Source organism: Acidimicrobiales bacterium (assembly GCA_016794585.1).
Taxonomy (GTDB): domain Bacteria; phylum Actinomycetota; class Acidimicrobiia; order Acidimicrobiales; family DATDAH01; genus JAEUJM01.
The window spans coordinates 1-15,852 of the sequence record JAEUJM010000046.1 but is presented as its reverse complement, the minus strand read 5'-3'; the positions used below and the strand labels follow the sequence as shown (position 1 = coordinate 15,852).

Sequence of the window (15,852 nt, the reverse complement as noted above, 5' to 3'; positions counted from 1 at the left end):
TCGCCCCATGATCGACATCCACCGGCTCCGGGCCGACCCCGAGGCGGTGACCGCCGCCATCGCCCGCCGTGGCGACGGCGTCGAGGGGGTCGAGCGGGTGCTCGCCCTCGATGCCGAGCAGCGGGCACTGACCACCGAGCGCGACGACCTGCGGGCCCGCATCAACGCCCTGTCGAAGCAGGTGGGCACCCTTCGGCGGGAAGGCAACGTGGCCGAGGCCGAGGCCGTGCAGGAGGACAGCCGGGCCCTCGGGGCCACCGAGAAGGAGGTGGCCGAGCGAGCCGACGCGGTGGCCGCCGAGGTCACCGAGCTGCTGCTCTACCTCCCCAACCTCCCCGCCGAGGACTGCCCCGACGGCGCCGGCGAGGACGACAACGTCGTGCTGCGGGTCGAGGCCTTCGACGCCGAGGCCTACGGCGAGCACCAACGGGTCCCGCACTGGGAGGTCGGCGAGGCGCTCGGACTGCTCGACATGGAGCGCGGCGCCAAGCTCTCGGGCTCGATGTTTCCCATGTACCGCGGCGGGGGCGCCACCCTGGCGCGGGCGCTGTGTCAGGCCGCCCTCGACCGCAACGCCGACGCCTTCGAGGAGATCCGCCCGCCCACCCTCGTGCGCACCGACACCATGGTGTCCACGGGCCACCTGCCCAAGTTCATCGACGACGCCTACCACCTCGAGCGCGACGACCTCTGGGCCATCCCCACGGCCGAGGTGCCCCTCACGTCCCTGGGTCGGGACGAGATCCTCGACGAGGCCGACCTCCCCATGCGCCTCATGGCCCACACGTCCTGTTTCCGTCGCGAGGCGGGTTCGGCTGGGCGCGACACCCGGGGCCTCCTTCGGGTGCACGAGTTCGACAAGGTCGAGATCCTGGCGTACACCACGCCCGACCAGGCCAGAGCGATGCACGAGGAGATCCTGGCCCGGGCCGAGGGGCTCATCGCCGACCTCGGGCTGGCCTACCGAATCCTCGATCTGTGCGCCGGCGACATCGGCAATTCAGCCGCCCGCACCTGGGACATCGAGGTCTACTCGCCCGGGGTCGACCAATGGCTCGAGGTGTCGTCGGTGTCTTGGTTCACCGACTACCAGGCCCGGCGGGCCAACATCCGCTACCGGCCGGCGCCGGCCGAGGGCGAGACCAAGCCCGGGCGCCCGCAGGTGGTCCACACCCTCAACGGTTCCGCGCTGGCGGTCCCCCGCGTCTGGGCCGCCGTGGTGGAGACCCATCGCCAGCCCGACGGCACCGTCGCACTCCCCGAGGTGCTGCACCCCTACCTGCGGGGTCGGCCGGTGCTCGGCGCGTAAGCCCCGCCTGCGGTTGGGAGTGCCTGCGGACCGTCCGGTAACGTCCGTCCCGTGGAGACCCCGTTCTTCGACACCACTGTCCTCGCCCTCGAGCGGGCCCAGATCTTCTTCAGCGTGGCCCTCGGCCTCGTGGCCCTGCTCATCACCTTCTTCGCCGTCTACGTCGCTTGGACCACCATGTGGGGCAACCGCTGGTACCCCAAGGCACCGAGCGCCGGCGACGTGAGCAACCCGGAGTGAGCACGCCGACATGAGCCCTGCCAGCACCGTCTACAAGGGGAAGTCCGGCCAGTGGGCCTTCGTGAGCCACCGGGTCACGGGCTTCCTCGTCTTCATGTTCCTGCTGCTCCACATCGTCGACGTCTCGCTCGTCAACATCGACCCTGAGCTCTACGACACCGTCCACGCCCTCTACGGCAACGTGTTGCTGCGCCTGTTCGAGTGCGGCCTGCTCTTCGCCCTGCTCTACCACTCGATGAACGGCCTACGTATCGTGCTGGTCGACTTCTTCCCCGGCGTCATCCGCAAGGAGAAGATGCTCACCGGCCTCGTCGTGTTCATCACCCTGGCCGCCGGCATCCCCGGTTCGATCGTGATCCTCTGGCCCTTCATCGACGGGAGGATCCTCTGATGGCCGCTCCCACGAAGCCCTCGCCGGGCAAGCGCGCCCCCGTCGTCGACCGCAAGCCGAAGGCCAACTTCGAGACGTGGTCGTGGTACTTCATGCGCATCTCGGGCCTGGTGCTGATCTTCCTGAGCCTGCTGCACTTCTCGATCACCCACATCATCAACGACGTGGTCGAGACCGACGCCGAGTTCGTGGCCAACCGCTGGGACAACCCCCTGTGGCGCCTCTTCGACTGGACCCTGCTCACCTTGGCGCTGTTCCACGGCCTCAACGGCGTGCGCTGGATCATCGACGACTACGTGCGCTCGCCCGGCAAGCGGGCCGCCACCAAGGCCGTGACCTACGGCGTGAGCGGCATCCTCTTCGCCTACGGCACCCTCGTCATCGTCACCTACGGCGGCTGACGGGGCGGCGGGTCAGTACCCGCCCTCGCCCATGCGGCGGATCGCGGTGCTCTCCTGACGGGCGGTCTCCCGTCCCACCGCACGGGTCGCGCCGGCGTCATCGCGGAGCGAGCCCTCGGCCCCGAGGGCGGTCGCCCCGGTGATCTGCCGTCGGGTGCGCCACTGCAGGAGCGCGGTGGCCCCGAGCAGGAGGAGGGCCACGAGCAACAGCGCACCGAGGAACATGGGGAGGACGCTACGCCTCCGGGTCGCCCCTGTCACCAGGTAGTTCATCCGATGACGAGCCGGGTGGCGCCGGCCAGCGGCTGGGGTCGGCGAGGTCACGCAGGTCCCGGTCGTCGGGCGTCGCCGCAGCCTCCTTGGCCCGGCGCTGTCCCCACTGGTGCAGCAGCAGGCCGCCGATGAGGAGAAGACCGAAGACGATGGCCACCGCTGCCATGGGTCAGCTCCCGGCGCGTCCGGCGATCAAAGGGAGATCGAGGTAGGTCTTGATGCCGGGCTCGGCGGCGCAGACGTAGGGGACGGCGTTCACGCAGTGCATGGCGGTCGCCACGATGCCGGCGTTGCGCTCGATGCCCTCGTCGAGGGTGGCGGGGTGAATGCCGTGGAACGTGACCGACAGCGGCGGGTCGGCGTCGAAGGCGATCTCGAAGCGCTGGCCCTCGGGGCCGAAGTCCCACGGCGGGTCGAGGTGCTCCTCACCCATCAGCCAGTTGACTGCGGCCGTGATCACGGGTTGGCCGTCGACCGTGCCCTGCCAGCGGAAGCGCTGCGCCGCCACCGTGCCGGTCTCGAGCACGCCGACCGGGGTGTCGATGGGCGCCGTGGCCACCGCGGTTTCGTGCACCACGCGCTTCTCGTCGTCGAGCTCCCAGCCCATGGCGTCGGCGATCATGTCGATGGACTGGCAGAACCCGTGGCCGAGGAGGTCGGCCATCCCCGAGGCGGCCGCCTGCTCGGCGGTCTTGCCGAACATCATGATCTCGCGCACCACGAACTCGGTGGCGTAGCTGCGGATGTCGGAGAACTCCTCGGCTCGCACGTGGCGGATGCCCGTGCACAGCGACGAGAGCATGAGCGGGAAGCGTTCGGTGATGCCGCCGGGATGGATACCCGTCCCGTGCAGGGTGACCTCGGCCTGGCGGCAGACCCCCTCGAGCGCAGCGAGGTCGGTGCTCTTGAAGGGGTACACCCAGCCGACGGGGGTCACGAGGTTCTTGCCCGAGGCGAGGATGGCATGCACGTCGGCCTCGTCGGCCAGCATCGGGCTGTAAACCACGCAGTCGGCGTCGAGGTCGTAGATGGCCTGCTTGTCCGTGGTGGCGGTGACCCCGAGCGCGTCGATCCCGGCGATCTCGCCGGCGTCACGGCCCGCCTTCGCACCGCTCGACACCCAACAGCCGACCAGTTCGAGCTCGGGGTGAGCGGCGATGCCCTCGATGGCCGCCCGCCCGACGTTGCCCGTGGCCCACTGGATCACCCGATAGCTCATGGCGTTGTTCTACTCCTGGTGACGACCGGGCGCGGGACGGGGTAGGGACCGACCATGACCTCCACCGACTCCCCCTCGACCGCCGACGGCACCGTGCTCGACGGCGGCGACTCGAGCGCCGGCCCGCAGCGGGTGCCCCTGAACGTCTACGAGACCACCGAGGCCGTGGTCATCGTCGCCCCGATGCCGGGCGTCCAGGCCGACGATGTCGGCGTGGCCGTCGAGTCCGGCACCCTCCGGCTGGCCGCCCGCCTGCGCACCGCCGCCCCCAAGGACTACCTGCTGCACGAATGGGACTACGGCGCCTACGAGCGCGAGTTCGACCTTCCCGCCGGCTTCGACGGCCCCGTGAGCGCGTCACTCGGCAACGGCCAGCTGGCCGTGCGCGTCGAGCGGGCCGGTGACCGCGGCGACGCCGCGGTCACCGTGCAGCCGGCCACGGCCGGCGCCGACGACTGACCATCCGTCCGTCTGGTTCTGAGCGCTACGCCGCCGCGCTTCCCTGGTCGGCCGGTTCCCGATCGGCTTGTTCTCGGTCGGCACCGGGATCGGGGTCGCGGCGGTTGTCGAGGTGTTCGCGTCGCCATCGTTGGCGGCGGCGGATCTCGGCGTCGAGGCGTTCCTTCCACCGGTTGTGGGGGCCGCACTTGGGGTCGCCGTTCTCGGCGGCGGTGGGGCCGCCGTCGGTGAACGGGACCAGGTGGTCGATCTGGCAGCGCCACGAGGGGACGTCGCACCCGGCGCCGTGCCCGCAGTAGGGGTGGGTGAGTTGCACCGCGGTGCGCAGGTCGCCGGTGAAGCCCCGGTGGGTCTGGCCGAAGTGCAGGGGGACCCCGTCGGGGTCGAGGATCAACCCGCGGAGGTGTCCGGCGAGCCCGAGCGAGAGGGCTTGGGAGGGGGCGATGATGGTGCCGTCGTCGAGGCGGCAGGTGCGCTCGTCGGGGAACCGGAGATCGGTGCGGCCCTCGAGGCGGGCGAGCTCGGCGCAGAACGTGGCCCAGTCCATGACCACGTTGAGGACCGTCTTGGTGGCGGTGCCGGCCGCGCCGAGCGACATGGCGCCTGAGCGCTCGGCCATCAAGATCAGCGCAGCCGCCCGCCGTTCCGCCGGGTTGCGATGGAGGTCTGCGGCAGTGACGTTGCCTTCGCCGAGGCGGGCGGTCGCTTCGGCCCAGTCCTGGGCGAACAACCAGTCGCACAACCGGTCGAGCTCGCGAGTCACCAGCGACCCGCCCACCCGGCCCAGCCACCCGTCCAGGCGGACCTGGCCCTGGAAGCTCTCGGAGGCGTGGAGGTGCTCGTCGGCCAGTTCGGCTTCGGCGTCGTCGTCGGCGCCTTGGGGGTCGACGATGGCGGTCCAGTACTCGAGCTCGTCGAGGAACAACCGGAACCGCTTGTCGATGGCGTGACCGACCAGGCGCCGCTCGGAGTCGGTGAACACCTGCTCGCGCCCGGTTCGCACCGAGATCAGCTCGTCGACGTGATCGACGTTGATCTCCCCGCGGGCGAACGCCGCCCACGTCACGGGCATGCCCCGCAGGGCCTTGCCTTGGCGCACCCGCCGGTCGGCCACGCACTTGCGTTCGCGGCCGACGGTGACCATCCACGCCGCCGCGGACCGGGACCCGTTCGCCGCCCACTCCTTCGACGCGTCGAACGCCCCCGCCAACCGGGCGTCGAGCGCAGCGCACTTGTTGCGGATCCGGACCTGGCGCTCGAGTGCCTCGGCCAGCACCGACCCCGGCAACCCCGCCGGGTCGTGGGCCATCGCCTCGTCCAGTTGGGTCTCGAGGTCTTCGAGTGCGGTGAGGATCGACGACACAGGGCGGCTCCCAGGAACAACGACTCGGGTGCACTGGCTACCGGCAGACGCCTCGCGGCGGCCGGGCGTCGGGAGCGGCGAACGCACTGCCCGTGGGACCTCACGACGAACATCGTCGTCGTGGCCCTGGCTCACACATGCGTCGCAGGCCCTGCATTCCGACTACCGGACACCGTAGCTGAACGAACACACGTTCGCAAGTGCTGAAACCCAGAATCTGGCCCTTTCGGTCGGGTGGAGGCATCGCTACCGTGCGGCCATGGCCATGGCCGCACCCCCGCGCCTCAGCGCAGATGAGTTCGTCGCCCTCCCTGGCGTCCTGAAGAACACGCAGCTCATCGACGGGGAGATCGTCGTGGACACGCCCAACACCCGCCACCAGCGGCTCTCCGACTGGATCCTGCACAAGCTGATGTCCTTCGCCGAGGAGCATCCGGAGGCGGGCGAGGCGGGCTCGGGCCTCCAGGCGCGGATGGACGACCACAACGTGTTCGTGCCCGACGTCTGGTGGCGCACGGACGAGCACCGCCTGCCGCGAGAAGGTCGTGGCCATGAGGGCCCGCTCGACCTCGTGGTGGAGGTCCGGTCGCCGACGACGTGGCGCTACGACGTGCACGTCAAGAAGTCGCGCTACGAGGCCGGCGGCGTCCCCGAGCTCTGGCTGGTCGACACCGTGGCCGATTCGGTCCTGGTGTTCCGTCGGTCGAAGCCGGCCGAGCCGCTCTTCGACCTCGCCCTCGAGGTCACCGCTCCCGAGCACCTCACCACCCCGGTGATCCCCGGCTTCGCCCTGGATCTCGACGTCCTCTTCGACCGCTGAAGGCGGATCCGGGGGATCAGCCGGTGAAGGCGGGCGTCGCGGCGATGGGTGTGGCGGGCGAGGTCGGGCCGTCGGCGAACGACAGCGCCAATGTCGCGTCCGGCCCGTCATCGTCGTCGTATTGCCAGAGCCAGAGCTCGCACGGCGTGGCGAAGCAGTCGACCGGCGGGTCGTCGAACACACCGTGGGTGTACGTGGTGTGGACGGTCAGTCGGCCGTGGCCCGTCCCGTCGGCGTCGGCCCGCAGGTCCTGCTCGTCGCCACAGATCTCCCGGACGAGGGCGTCGGGAGCACACTGGCCGATCACGAAGCGCTCGCCGGCGAACAGGCCGGACACCGCGAACGAGACCGTCTGGCCGTCCCGCAGGCCGGTCGTCGGCGTGGCGGTGAGCCGGGCCTCGGGCGCGACGGGCGCGTCCGGGTCGTAGCCGAGTGCGGCGGCGCCGTCGCTGTTGCCCGGCACCTCCTCGGTGACCACGAGGAAGCACGCGACCTGCCGGCAGTCGAAGGGTGGGGCCGCCTCCGGTGTCGACGACTCGTAGCGGACCCCCGGGTGCACGATCGTCCGGAGCCGCACATCGGTCTCGACGTGCCCCGTCGAGTCGCTGCCGACGTCGGCGGCGAGCGCAGAGCCCTCGAAGCAGCGGTCGAACGGTGATGGCCCGTCGCAGAGCTTCACGCGCACCCACTCACTCGGCGTGAACCCGTCCACTTCGACGCGCACCACCTGTCCGTCCACGAGGTCGGTGTCCGGCGTGACCGTCACCGTCGGCGGCGGTTCGAGGGCCGCCCCCGGGTCGAAGGTCAGCGGCGCGTCGACCGCGTCGGTGCCGGCCTCCGTGACGGCGCGCACGACGCACATGCCCGGTGCCACCCGGCAGTCCACCTCGACCCCGTCCTCGCCTCGGAACACCGCCTGGACGCGTAGGTCCTGGTCGACGGTGCCGCCCGGTCCCTGCACCGGGTCGGCGGCGACGTCGCTGATGTGGCAGCCACGCCGGGTCGCGCCGGCGGCGCACTGCTGGAACAGCACGTAGCCGAAGCGCAACTCGTCGAAGCCGTCGCCGTGCGCTGCGATGACCTGCCCGTCGACCAGCCCCGTGCTCGGCGTCGCCGTCACGGTCGGCGTCGGCGGCGGGGCGGCCAACGCTGGTGTCGGGGCGTAGGCGACCACGGCGAGCAACCCGAGGAGGAGGGTGCGGGCGGGGCGGATCATCCGGTGAACCTGGGCGAGGCGGCGGCGGGCTCGGGGACCAGCGCGCCGTTGGCCGATGCGAAGGAGAGGGCGACCCTCGGCACGAGGACGGCGTCCATGTCGATCATCCGGGCCAACCCGATGGCGCAGGGCATGACCCGACAATCGATCTCCTCGTCGCGGATCTCGTCGGGGAAGTGGTCGCGCACCGTCATGCGGGTCGCGTAGCTACCGCCATCGCCCGCGACGACGTCGGTCCAACCGTGCGGATCGCACGTGTAGTAGAGGTGGGCCCGGGTCGGCACCAGGCACTCCACGACGGAGAAGTGCTCGCCCGGGATGAGCCCCTCGACGGCGACGTCGACGGCTTGACCGTCGACCAGCCCGGTCGATGGCGTCACCGTGATGGAGGGCTCCGGGGCGAGGGGAGCATCCGGGTCGAAGGCGACCCGGGCGGCGACGTTGTTGTTGAGGCTCTGGCCCTCGGTGGCCACCAGGTGGCAATCCACCTCCCGGCAGTCGAAGCGTGCGCCAGACTGGGCGTCGTTGACCGCTCGCAGGATGACCTCGGTCTCGACGTGGCCGGCGTCATCAGCGACGATCGGCTCGAGGAGCTCGTCGCCGAACGCGCAGTCCGCCGATCGGGAGGTGCCCGGACACAGGTACAGGTACAGGTACCCGCCCGGTCGGAAGCCGGTGAGCTCGAGTTGGACCCGGGTCCCGTCGGTGAGATCCGTGTCCGGCGTCGCGGTCAGCACCGGTGGCGGCGCGAGGGGTGCGGACGGATCGAAGGTCAGGGGCAGGTCGACCGGCCCGAAGGCCGAGTCCATGCGGAGCACGCAGCCTGGCGCCAGGCGGCAGTCGATCAGGTCGCCGTCGTCCGTGTAGAACTGCGCGTCGACGCGGTACGTGCCGTCGAAGCTGCCATCGAGGTGCACATCACTTGGGACCTCGGCGCCCGTCTCGGCACCGCGGCACTTGTCGCTGAACAGGTCGCCGTCGGCGGCGCACTGGACGTAGGTCAGGTAGCCGCGGCTGTCGGCGAAGCCCTCGCCGTGGACGGCCACGACCTGCTCGTCCACCAGATCGGTGTCCGGGGTGACGGTCACCGTGGGGGCGGCTTCCGGGAGCGGACCGGCCTGGGCGGCGACCGTCGGTGCGATCCCCACGACGAGGGCGGCGGCGGCCACCAGGGCGAGCAGGGGCCGGACCGGGGCGAGCGTTCCACCGTGAGCCATCGTCGGTCCCCTCCCCATTTCCCGCGCGGGGCACCCTCCCACGCCGAACATTGCCGGTCAACCGACCAGACAGCCCTGTACATATTTCCCGTGAACGAGGTGCACTACGGTGGCACCGCGCCCGGGAGAGGGCCGGCGGGGAGAGTTCCGTGGAGGCAGGTTCGCAGCGGGCGAGGGTCATCCGGGTGGTGGTCGCCGCCCTGGTGATCGCCGCCGCCTTCGCGCCCGCTGGCGTGCAGGCCCAGGAGTCGGCGCCGGCCGAGGCCCGCTCGATCACGGTCACGCCGAGCTCCGACCTCGACGACGGGCAGACGGTCACGGTCGACGGCACCGGGTGGCGGCCGGGCGCAGGTGTCGTCGCCTTTCAGTGCGTTACCGGCACCCAGCAATGCGGGGGCTCATTCGGACGGAGAGAGGTGAACGGCGCCGGTACCTTCACCCTGCCGCTCGCCGTGCGTGCGGTGTTCACCGCCTTCGACGGCACCCCGGTCGACTGCCGGGTCGAGGCCTGCGAGGTGCTCGCGGGCAACGAGGAGAACGAGGACCACACCGCCTCGGTCCCCATCGCCTTCGACCCGTCGACGGTGCTGCTCCCGCCGCCGGCGATGACGGCCACGCCCGACTCCGGCCTCGTGGACGGGCAGACCGTGTCCGTCGCCGGAGCCGGCTTCCTGCCTGGCACGTTCATGCTGTTCGCCCAGTGTCGTCCCGGTCAGATCACCTTCGACGGGTGCGTCGTGTTCCCGACCTTCGCCGAGACCGAGGGGGACGGCACCCTCTCGGCCGAGGTCCAGGTCGAGGCGATCTTCTTCGATCGAGACGGCTCCGTCGACTGCCGCATCGAGTCCTGTGAGCTGGTGATCGCGTCGATCGCCGGCGGGGTCCAGGCGCGTGCGGCGATCGCCTTCGATCCGGACGGGCCTCTGCGCCCGGCGCCGACCCTCGTGGTGACCCCAGACGACGGGCTCGCAGACGGCCAGAGCGTCCAGGTCACCGGCGCCGGCTTCGCCCGCGACACCACGGTGGTGCTGCTGGAGTGCGGGGATCTCGGTGAGGTCCTCGACGACTGTGCGGTGTTCGCCGGAGAGCCTCCGTTCGTCACGCCCGTCGACGGCGCCTTCGAGGCGACGGTGACGGTCCACCGCCGCTTCGAGCGGTTCTCCGCCGGCGCCCACGACTGCGATCTCGACCCGTGTGTGATCCGGGCCTTCTCCCTGGACGACGGGCGCGAGGTGGACGCCACCATCTCCTTCGCCCCCGAGGCCACCGACGGCCCGCCGCCGGCGTCCCCCGTCGCCGCCTCCCCGAGGTTCACGGGGTGAGAGCGCACCGCCACGGGGTGCTCGGCGTCGTGCTCGGGCTGCTGATCTTCGGGGCCGTCGCCGCGCCGGCCGCCGCGGCGGCCCCCGACGCGCGCTCGATCACCGTGTCGCCGAGCACGGATCTGGTCGACGGTCAAGAGGTCGAGGTCGCCGGCACCGGTTGGCCCGCCGGTGCCGAGCTGTGGGTCACGGTCTGCGCCGCCGGGACTGGCCACTGCGGGGGGACGAGCATCGACGTCGTGGCCGCGCCGGACGGTTCGTTCGCCACCACGCTGCGGCCGCGGGTGCAGTTCACCGGGCCCGACCTCCACCCGGTCGACTGCCTCCTCACCCCGTGTGAGGTCCGCGCCTGGCCCGACACGCTCAACCAGTCCGCTGCCGAGGCCATCGCCTTCGACCCGAACGCCCCGTTGCTGCCGCCCCCGACGATCGCGGTCGACCCGGCCACCGACCTCGTCGATGGCCAGACCGTCACGGTCACCGGTGACGGTTACGCCCCTGACCAGCGTTACTGGGTGGCGCAGTGCCCGGCGTCCGCCGTGACCCTGGACGAGGGGTGCGTCGTCTACGGCGACGCCACCTGGGCATCGGACGGGTTCGGTCACGTCGTGGCCGAACCGGCGCTCCTCGCCCGGCTCCTCGCCATCCCACGGCCCACCGACTGCCGGGTCGACGCCTGCACCGTCTCGCTCGTCGACCTGGCCGCGAACCTGTCCATCGAGCCGCGGGCCACCATCGGCTTCGATCCGGATTCGCCTCTGCTGCCACGGCCGGAGATCGAGGCACGGCCGTCGACCGGTCTGCGCGACGGCCAGACCGTCCGAGTCGTCGGCTCCGCCTTCGACCCAGGCGAGCAGCTGCTTCTGAGCGAGTGCATCGCCATCGACGCCACGCCCGAGGTCTGCGACCTGGACGGCGGTCGGCTCGTCACCGTCGACGCCGACGGCACCGTCGACGCCGAGCTCGCGGTGCACGCCACTTTCACCCAGGCGACCGGCGACACCGCCGACTGCGAGCGCTGGGGGTGTGTCGTCCGTGCCTACCGCCACGCCAACACCGATGACGACTTCGTCGATGCGGCGATCGACTTCGCACCGGCGCCATCGCCGGCCGCCCCCGTCGCCGTGACCCCGAGGTTCACGGGATGACCCGTGCGCGCCGTCTCGTCGGCGTACTCGTCGCGCTCGTGCTCGCGGGTGCGCGTTGACATGCGGCGGATACTCCTCGTCGCAGCGGCGGTGGTCGCCCTCGTCGCCGGGATCATGGCGCCGGCGTCGGCACAGGAGGCCGATCGAAGCCCGACGCTGACCGTCACCCCGTCGACCGGCCTCGTCGACGGGCAGACCGTCACCGTCGAGGGACACGACTGGTGGCCCGACTCCAGTCCGTTGCTCGAGTTTTGTGAAGTGGGCACCAGCCGCTGTGCGACGCAGTGGGTCCGGGTCGACGCGGACGACGTGGGTCACTTCGCCGTCGAGCGGGTCGCCCGCGCCTACTTCCCGACCGAGGAGGGCGAGGTCGACTGCCTGGTGAGCGCATGCGAGTTTCGTGTCGACTTCATCGCCCTGGTCGGTGCGCCGATCGCGTTCGACCCGGTAGCGCCGCTCCTGCCTCGCCCGTCGCTCACGGTGACCCCTGGCGGGGGCCTGGCCGATGGCGACCAGATCGTGGTCGAGGGAGCCCACTTCACGCCGGGTGACTGGGTCTTCTACTCCGAGTGCGCGGTGGCGACCACGGAGTTCCGTGACGACGACTGTCACGGCCTGGGCAACGGCTCCGACGTGAACCAGGCGTGGAACGCCAGTCCCGGTGCCGGGCCGCCGGAGTGGTGGTACGCCATGCGCCAGGTCGGCCCGGACGGGGCGTTCCGCGACCGTCTGTGGGCCTATGCGAACGCCTACACCTACCCGCGTCGGACGGACTGCCGGGTGGTTGCCTGCGAACTGGTCGCCTCCGTGCGCAACGCGATCGTTGCCCGCGTGCCGCTCTCCTTCGACTCGGCGGCGCCGCTGCGAGGCCCGCCCACCATCGAGGTCCGGGCGGGGACCGGACTCGTCCACCACCAGTGGGTGACGGTGCGGGGCGAGGGGTTCTACGGGCGCGAGCCGATGTCCCTGCAACAGTGCGTCGTCGCCGTGTCGTCCTGCTTCATGTGGAACTTCGAGCATCCCGAGGTCGACGCCACCGGAGCGTTCGTCGCCCGCATCCGGGTCAACCGCACCGTGCGCCTCAGCTCGGGCCGACGGGCCGACTGCCGGGTCGCGCACTGCACGGTCCGGATCAGCCGCTTCCGGTTCGCCGGCCGCCCGCAACAGATCGAGGCGCCCATCCGCTTCACGTCCTGAGGTGGCGCCGGCCACTATCGCGGCGAGGCGAAGTGCCGACGCGTGGGGGGTGTCCGACGCGCCACCTCACCGTGGCCGTCCGGGCGGGGTCGGCGTCGCCGGCGCGCTGGTCGTCGTCGCCTTGGTCCTGGCGCTGAGCGTGCTCCTGTCGTCCTGCGTGTTCGACTCGGACCCGCCCCCGCCCACCCTCTCGGTCTGGCCCGACAACGGACTGGTCGACGACGCCCGGGTGGACGTCCGGGCCGAGCACCTCCAACCGGACACGCAGGTCTCGTTCGCCCTCTGCGAGGAGGGTGCGCAGTCCGTGTTCGACGACCGCTGCTTCCCGTACGACGCCGCGCCCGCGGGTGAGGCGGTCGAGGTCGGGTCGGGCGAGGGGTGGCCGGTCGGTGACGACGGGACCGCCGAGACCCAGCTCCGGGTCTACGCCGACGCCTACGCGTACGACCGACGCGTCGACTGCCGGGTCGAGCCCTGCGAGCTCGTCGTGGCCTCGGACGGCGTCGTGCTCGCCCGGGCCGCCCTCTCCTTCGATCGCGGAGCGGCGCTCGTGGGCCCCGCCCGGCTGTCGGTGACCCCGGCCACCGGGCTGGCGGCAGGCGAGCAGGTCGAGGTCCGGGGGAGGGGCTTCTACGCCGGCGAGCCCGTCCTGATCGAGCAGTGCGCGGCGGACAGCACCCCGGAGTCCTGCGTCGGTGGGCCGACCGAGCGGTGGGTGGCCGACGGGACCGGCGGGTTCGTGGGCACGTTCACCGTGCAGCGCGAAGCGGCCACGGACCACCAGGCGGTGGACTGCCGCTCGGTGGACTGCGTCCTCCGGGCCGACCGGTACGCCTTCGTGCCGGTCGCCTCCCGGGACGTCGAGGTGGCGATCTCGCTCGAGCGGTGACGGGGGGCGGCTTCGCCGCAGAGCCGGCGACTCAATAGCGTGGGGCGGACCGCCGACCGACCTCAGGACACCCGATGACCGCGAAGATCACCTACACCCACACCGACGAGGCGCCTGCGCTCGCCACCCGATCGCTGCTGCCCATCATCGAGACCTTCGCCAAGGCCTGCGGGGTCGAGGTGGAGACCCGCGACATCTCCCTCGCCGGGCGCATCCTGGCCAAGTTCCCCGAGGTCCTCACCGACGAGCAGCGGGTCGATGACGAGCTGGCCTACCTCGGTGAGCTGGCGGTCCGCCCCGAGGCCAACATCATCAAACTCCCGAACGTGTCGGCTTCGGTGCCCCAGCTGAAGGCCGCCATCGAGGAGCTCCAGGGCAAGGGCTACGCCCTGCCGGACTACCCCGACGACCCGTCCACCGACGCCGAGAAGGACGTGCGGGCCCGCTACGACAAGGTCAAGGGCTCGGCAGTGAACCCGGTGCTGCGCGAGGGCAACTCCGACCGGCGGGCGCCGGCGTCGGTGAAGGCCTACGCCCGCAGCCACCCGCACTCGATGGGGGCCTGGTCGTCGGACTCCAAGACCCACGTCGCCCACATGACCGCCGGCGACTTCCGCTCGAACGAGCAGTCGGTGACGATGGCCGCGGCCGACACCCTGCGCATCGAGCTGCGCCGCGCCGACGGCGGCGTCGACGTGTTGAAGCCCGAGCTGCCCGTGCTCGAGGGCGAGGTCGTGGACGGCACCTTCCTGTCCGTCAAGGCGCTGCGGGCCTTCCTGGCCGAGCAGATCGCCGACGCCAAGGCCAAGGGCGTGCTCTTCTCGGTGCACCTCAAGGCCACGATGATGAAGGTCTCCGACCCGATCATCTTCGGCCACGTCGTGACCGTGTTCTTCGCCGACGTGTTCGACAAGCACGCCGCCACCTTCGAGCGCATCGGGGTGAACGCCAACGACGGCCTCGCTGCCGTGCTCGAGTCCCTCGAGGATCTGCCGGCGGACGAGCGGGCCGCCGTCGAAGCCGACATCGCCGCCGCCATCGCCGCCGGCCCGAGCCTGGCCATGGTCGACTCCGACCGCGGCATCACCAACCTCCACGTGCCGAGCGACGTCATCGTCGACGCCTCCATGCCCGCCATGATCCGCACCTCGGGCCACATGTGGAACGCGGCTGGCGAGGAGCAGGACACCAAGGCGGTCATTCCCGACTCCAGCTACGCCGGCCTCTACGACGAGACCATCAAGTTCCACATCGCCAACGGCGCGTTCGACCCGACCACCATGGGCTCGGTGCCCAACGTCGGCCTGATGGCCCAGGCCGCCGAGGAGTACGGCTCGCACGACAAGACCTTCGAGATCGCCGCCGACGGTGTCGTGGCGGTCGTGAACTCTGCGGGCGAGACGATCATGAGCCACGAGGTCGAGGCCGGCGACATCTGGCGCATGTGCCAGGCCAAGGACGCCCCCATCCGCGACTGGGTCAAGCTGGCCGTCACCCGCGCTCGGGCCACCGGCGCGCCGGCCATCTTCTGGCTCGACGAGACCCGCCCCCACGACGCCCAACTCATCGCCAAGGTGCGCCCCGCGTTGGAAGAGCACGACACCGAGGGCCTCGACCTCTCCATCCTGAGCCCCGTCGAGGCCACCAAGGTCACCCTCCAGCGGGCCAAGGACGGCCAGGACACCATCTCGGTCACCGGCAACGTGCTGCGCGACTACCTCACCGACCTGTTCCCCATCCTCGAGCTGGGCACCAGCGCCAAGATGCTGTCGATCGTCCCGCTCATGAACGGCGGCGGCCTGTTCGAGACCGGCGCCGGCGGCTCGGCCCCCAAGCACGTGCAGCAGTTCGTCAAGGAGGACTACCTGCGGTGGGACTCGCTGGGTGAGGTCCTCGCCCTGGCGGCGTCGCTCGAGCACCTGTCGGACACCTTCGGCAACCCCGGCGCCAAGGTGCTGGCGGCGACGCTCGACGAGGCCACCGGCAAGATCCTGGAGAACGGCAAGTCCCCGGCGCGCAAGGTCGGCCAGATCGACAACCGGGGCAGCCACGCCGCGCTCGCCGTCTACTGGGCCGAGGCGCTGGCCGCCCAGACCGACGACCCCGAGCTGGCGGCGCACTTCGCCCCCCTGGCGGCGGAGCTGGCCGCCAACGACGAGGCCATCCAGGCCGAGCTCATCGCGGTGCAGGGCAACCCGGTGGACCTCGGCGGCTACTACGCCCCCGACGAGGCCAAGGCCGTCCCCGCCATGCGTCCCAGCGCCACCCTGAACCGCATCCTCGCCGCCTTCTGACGGTCGGCGCCGCCGACGCCCAGGGCTCCTAGCGGAGCGAACACACGTTCGATAGCATGCGGCCATGGCTGGTCAACTGCGTTGGGAGCTCGAC

17 protein-coding genes are annotated in these 15,852 nt (G+C 71.3%); 11 read left to right on the top strand and 6 right to left on the bottom strand.

From position 1 onward, the window contains the following. Positions 1 to 7 precede the first annotated feature (7 nt). The 4 genes from serS to JNK12_23350 are packed head-to-tail and all read left to right on the top strand — an operon-like array spanning position 8 to position 2,341. A complete protein-coding gene (gene serS, locus JNK12_23365; GenBank protein ID MBL8778890.1) occupies positions 8 to 1,309 on the top strand; it encodes a serine--tRNA ligase in 1,302 nt (433 codons plus the stop codon). Positions 1,310 to 1,360: 51 nt separating this feature from the next. After that, entirely contained in the window at positions 1,361 to 1,549 is a 189-nt protein-coding gene (locus JNK12_23360; GenBank protein ID MBL8778889.1) for a hypothetical protein, read from the top strand. Between the two features lie 10 nt (positions 1,550 to 1,559). Beyond that, positions 1,560 to 1,940: a succinate dehydrogenase, cytochrome b556 subunit gene (gene sdhC, locus JNK12_23355; protein MBL8778888.1), complete on the top strand. Its 381-nt coding sequence runs from the start codon at positions 1,560 to 1,562 to the stop codon at positions 1,938 to 1,940. Then, complete coding sequence (locus tag JNK12_23350) at positions 1,940 to 2,341, top strand: succinate dehydrogenase hydrophobic membrane anchor subunit (protein ID MBL8778887.1); 402 nt, start codon at positions 1,940 to 1,942, stop codon at positions 2,339 to 2,341. The genes sdhC and JNK12_23350 overlap by 1 nt, the downstream gene beginning before the upstream one ends. A 12-nt stretch (positions 2,342 to 2,353) precedes the next feature. Here JNK12_23350 and JNK12_23345 read toward each other — a convergent pair whose 3' ends face one another. From JNK12_23345 to JNK12_23335, 3 genes are read right to left on the bottom strand one after another with little or no spacing between them, the layout of a single operon-like run. Further along, positions 2,354 to 2,566 carry a hypothetical protein gene (locus JNK12_23345; protein ID MBL8778886.1) on the bottom strand — a complete coding sequence of 71 codons (213 nt, stop codon included), beginning with the start codon at positions 2,564 to 2,566 and terminating at the stop codon, positions 2,354 to 2,356. Between the two features lie 10 nt (positions 2,567 to 2,576). Beyond that, positions 2,577 to 2,780, bottom strand: coding sequence for a hypothetical protein (locus tag JNK12_23340; GenBank protein ID MBL8778885.1), 204 nt, complete (start codon positions 2,778 to 2,780; stop codon positions 2,577 to 2,579). A 3-nt stretch (positions 2,781 to 2,783) separates the two neighbouring features. After that, a complete protein-coding gene (locus tag JNK12_23335) occupies positions 2,784 to 3,833 on the bottom strand; it encodes a hypothetical protein (GenBank protein ID MBL8778884.1) in 1,050 nt (349 codons plus the stop codon). Positions 3,834 to 3,887: 54 nt separating this feature from the next. Here JNK12_23335 and JNK12_23330 point away from each other — a divergent pair, with 54 nt between their 5' ends. After that, positions 3,888 to 4,292: an Hsp20/alpha crystallin family protein gene (locus JNK12_23330; protein MBL8778883.1), complete on the top strand. Its 405-nt coding sequence runs from the start codon at positions 3,888 to 3,890 to the stop codon at positions 4,290 to 4,292. Positions 4,293 to 4,317: 25 nt separating this feature from the next. On the opposite strand, the gene JNK12_23325 is transcribed toward JNK12_23330, so the two are convergent. Continuing rightward, positions 4,318 to 5,655 (bottom strand): DUF222 domain-containing protein, encoded by a 1,338-nt coding sequence (locus JNK12_23325; GenBank protein ID MBL8778882.1) that lies wholly within the window; start codon positions 5,653 to 5,655, stop codon positions 4,318 to 4,320. A gap of 259 nt (positions 5,656 to 5,914) precedes the next feature. On the opposite strand from JNK12_23325, the gene JNK12_23320 reads away from it, so the two are divergent. Continuing rightward, a complete protein-coding gene (locus tag JNK12_23320) occupies positions 5,915 to 6,475 on the top strand; it encodes a Uma2 family endonuclease (GenBank protein ID MBL8778881.1) in 561 nt (186 codons plus the stop codon). 16 nt (positions 6,476 to 6,491) lie between these two features. Here the strand turns inward: JNK12_23320 and JNK12_23315 are convergent, their stop codons facing one another. Both JNK12_23315 and JNK12_23310 read right to left on the bottom strand, forming a co-directional pair. Continuing rightward, a complete protein-coding gene (locus JNK12_23315; protein ID MBL8778880.1) occupies positions 6,492 to 7,691 on the bottom strand; it encodes a hypothetical protein in 1,200 nt (399 codons plus the stop codon). Then, positions 7,688 to 8,908, bottom strand: coding sequence for a hypothetical protein (locus tag JNK12_23310; protein MBL8778879.1), 1,221 nt, complete (start codon positions 8,906 to 8,908; stop codon positions 7,688 to 7,690). Before JNK12_23310 ends, JNK12_23315 begins: the two co-directional genes overlap by 4 nt. A gap of 149 nt (positions 8,909 to 9,057) precedes the next feature. Here JNK12_23310 and JNK12_23305 point away from each other — a divergent pair, with 149 nt between their 5' ends. The 5 genes from JNK12_23305 (at position 9,058) to JNK12_23285 (ending at position 15,758) form a co-directional block, all read left to right on the top strand. After that, positions 9,058 to 10,230 carry a hypothetical protein gene (locus JNK12_23305; protein ID MBL8778878.1) on the top strand — a complete coding sequence of 391 codons (1,173 nt, stop codon included), beginning with the start codon at positions 9,058 to 9,060 and terminating at the stop codon, positions 10,228 to 10,230. Continuing rightward, complete coding sequence (locus JNK12_23300; GenBank protein MBL8778877.1) at positions 10,227 to 11,378, top strand: hypothetical protein; 1,152 nt, start codon at positions 10,227 to 10,229, stop codon at positions 11,376 to 11,378. Before JNK12_23305 ends, JNK12_23300 begins: the two co-directional genes overlap by 4 nt. Before the next feature lie 60 nt (positions 11,379 to 11,438). After that, the gene (locus tag JNK12_23295) at positions 11,439 to 12,575 is read left to right on the top strand and encodes a hypothetical protein (protein ID MBL8778876.1); all 1,137 of its coding nucleotides are present in this window, start codon (positions 11,439 to 11,441) and stop codon (positions 12,573 to 12,575) included. A gap of 49 nt (positions 12,576 to 12,624) precedes the next feature. Then, positions 12,625 to 13,464: a hypothetical protein gene (locus JNK12_23290; GenBank protein MBL8778875.1), complete on the top strand. Its 840-nt coding sequence runs from the start codon at positions 12,625 to 12,627 to the stop codon at positions 13,462 to 13,464. Positions 13,465 to 13,538: 74 nt separating this feature from the next. After that, entirely contained in the window at positions 13,539 to 15,758 is a 2,220-nt protein-coding gene (locus JNK12_23285; GenBank protein MBL8778874.1) for an NADP-dependent isocitrate dehydrogenase, read from the top strand. Positions 15,759 to 15,852: the final 94 nt, after the last annotated feature.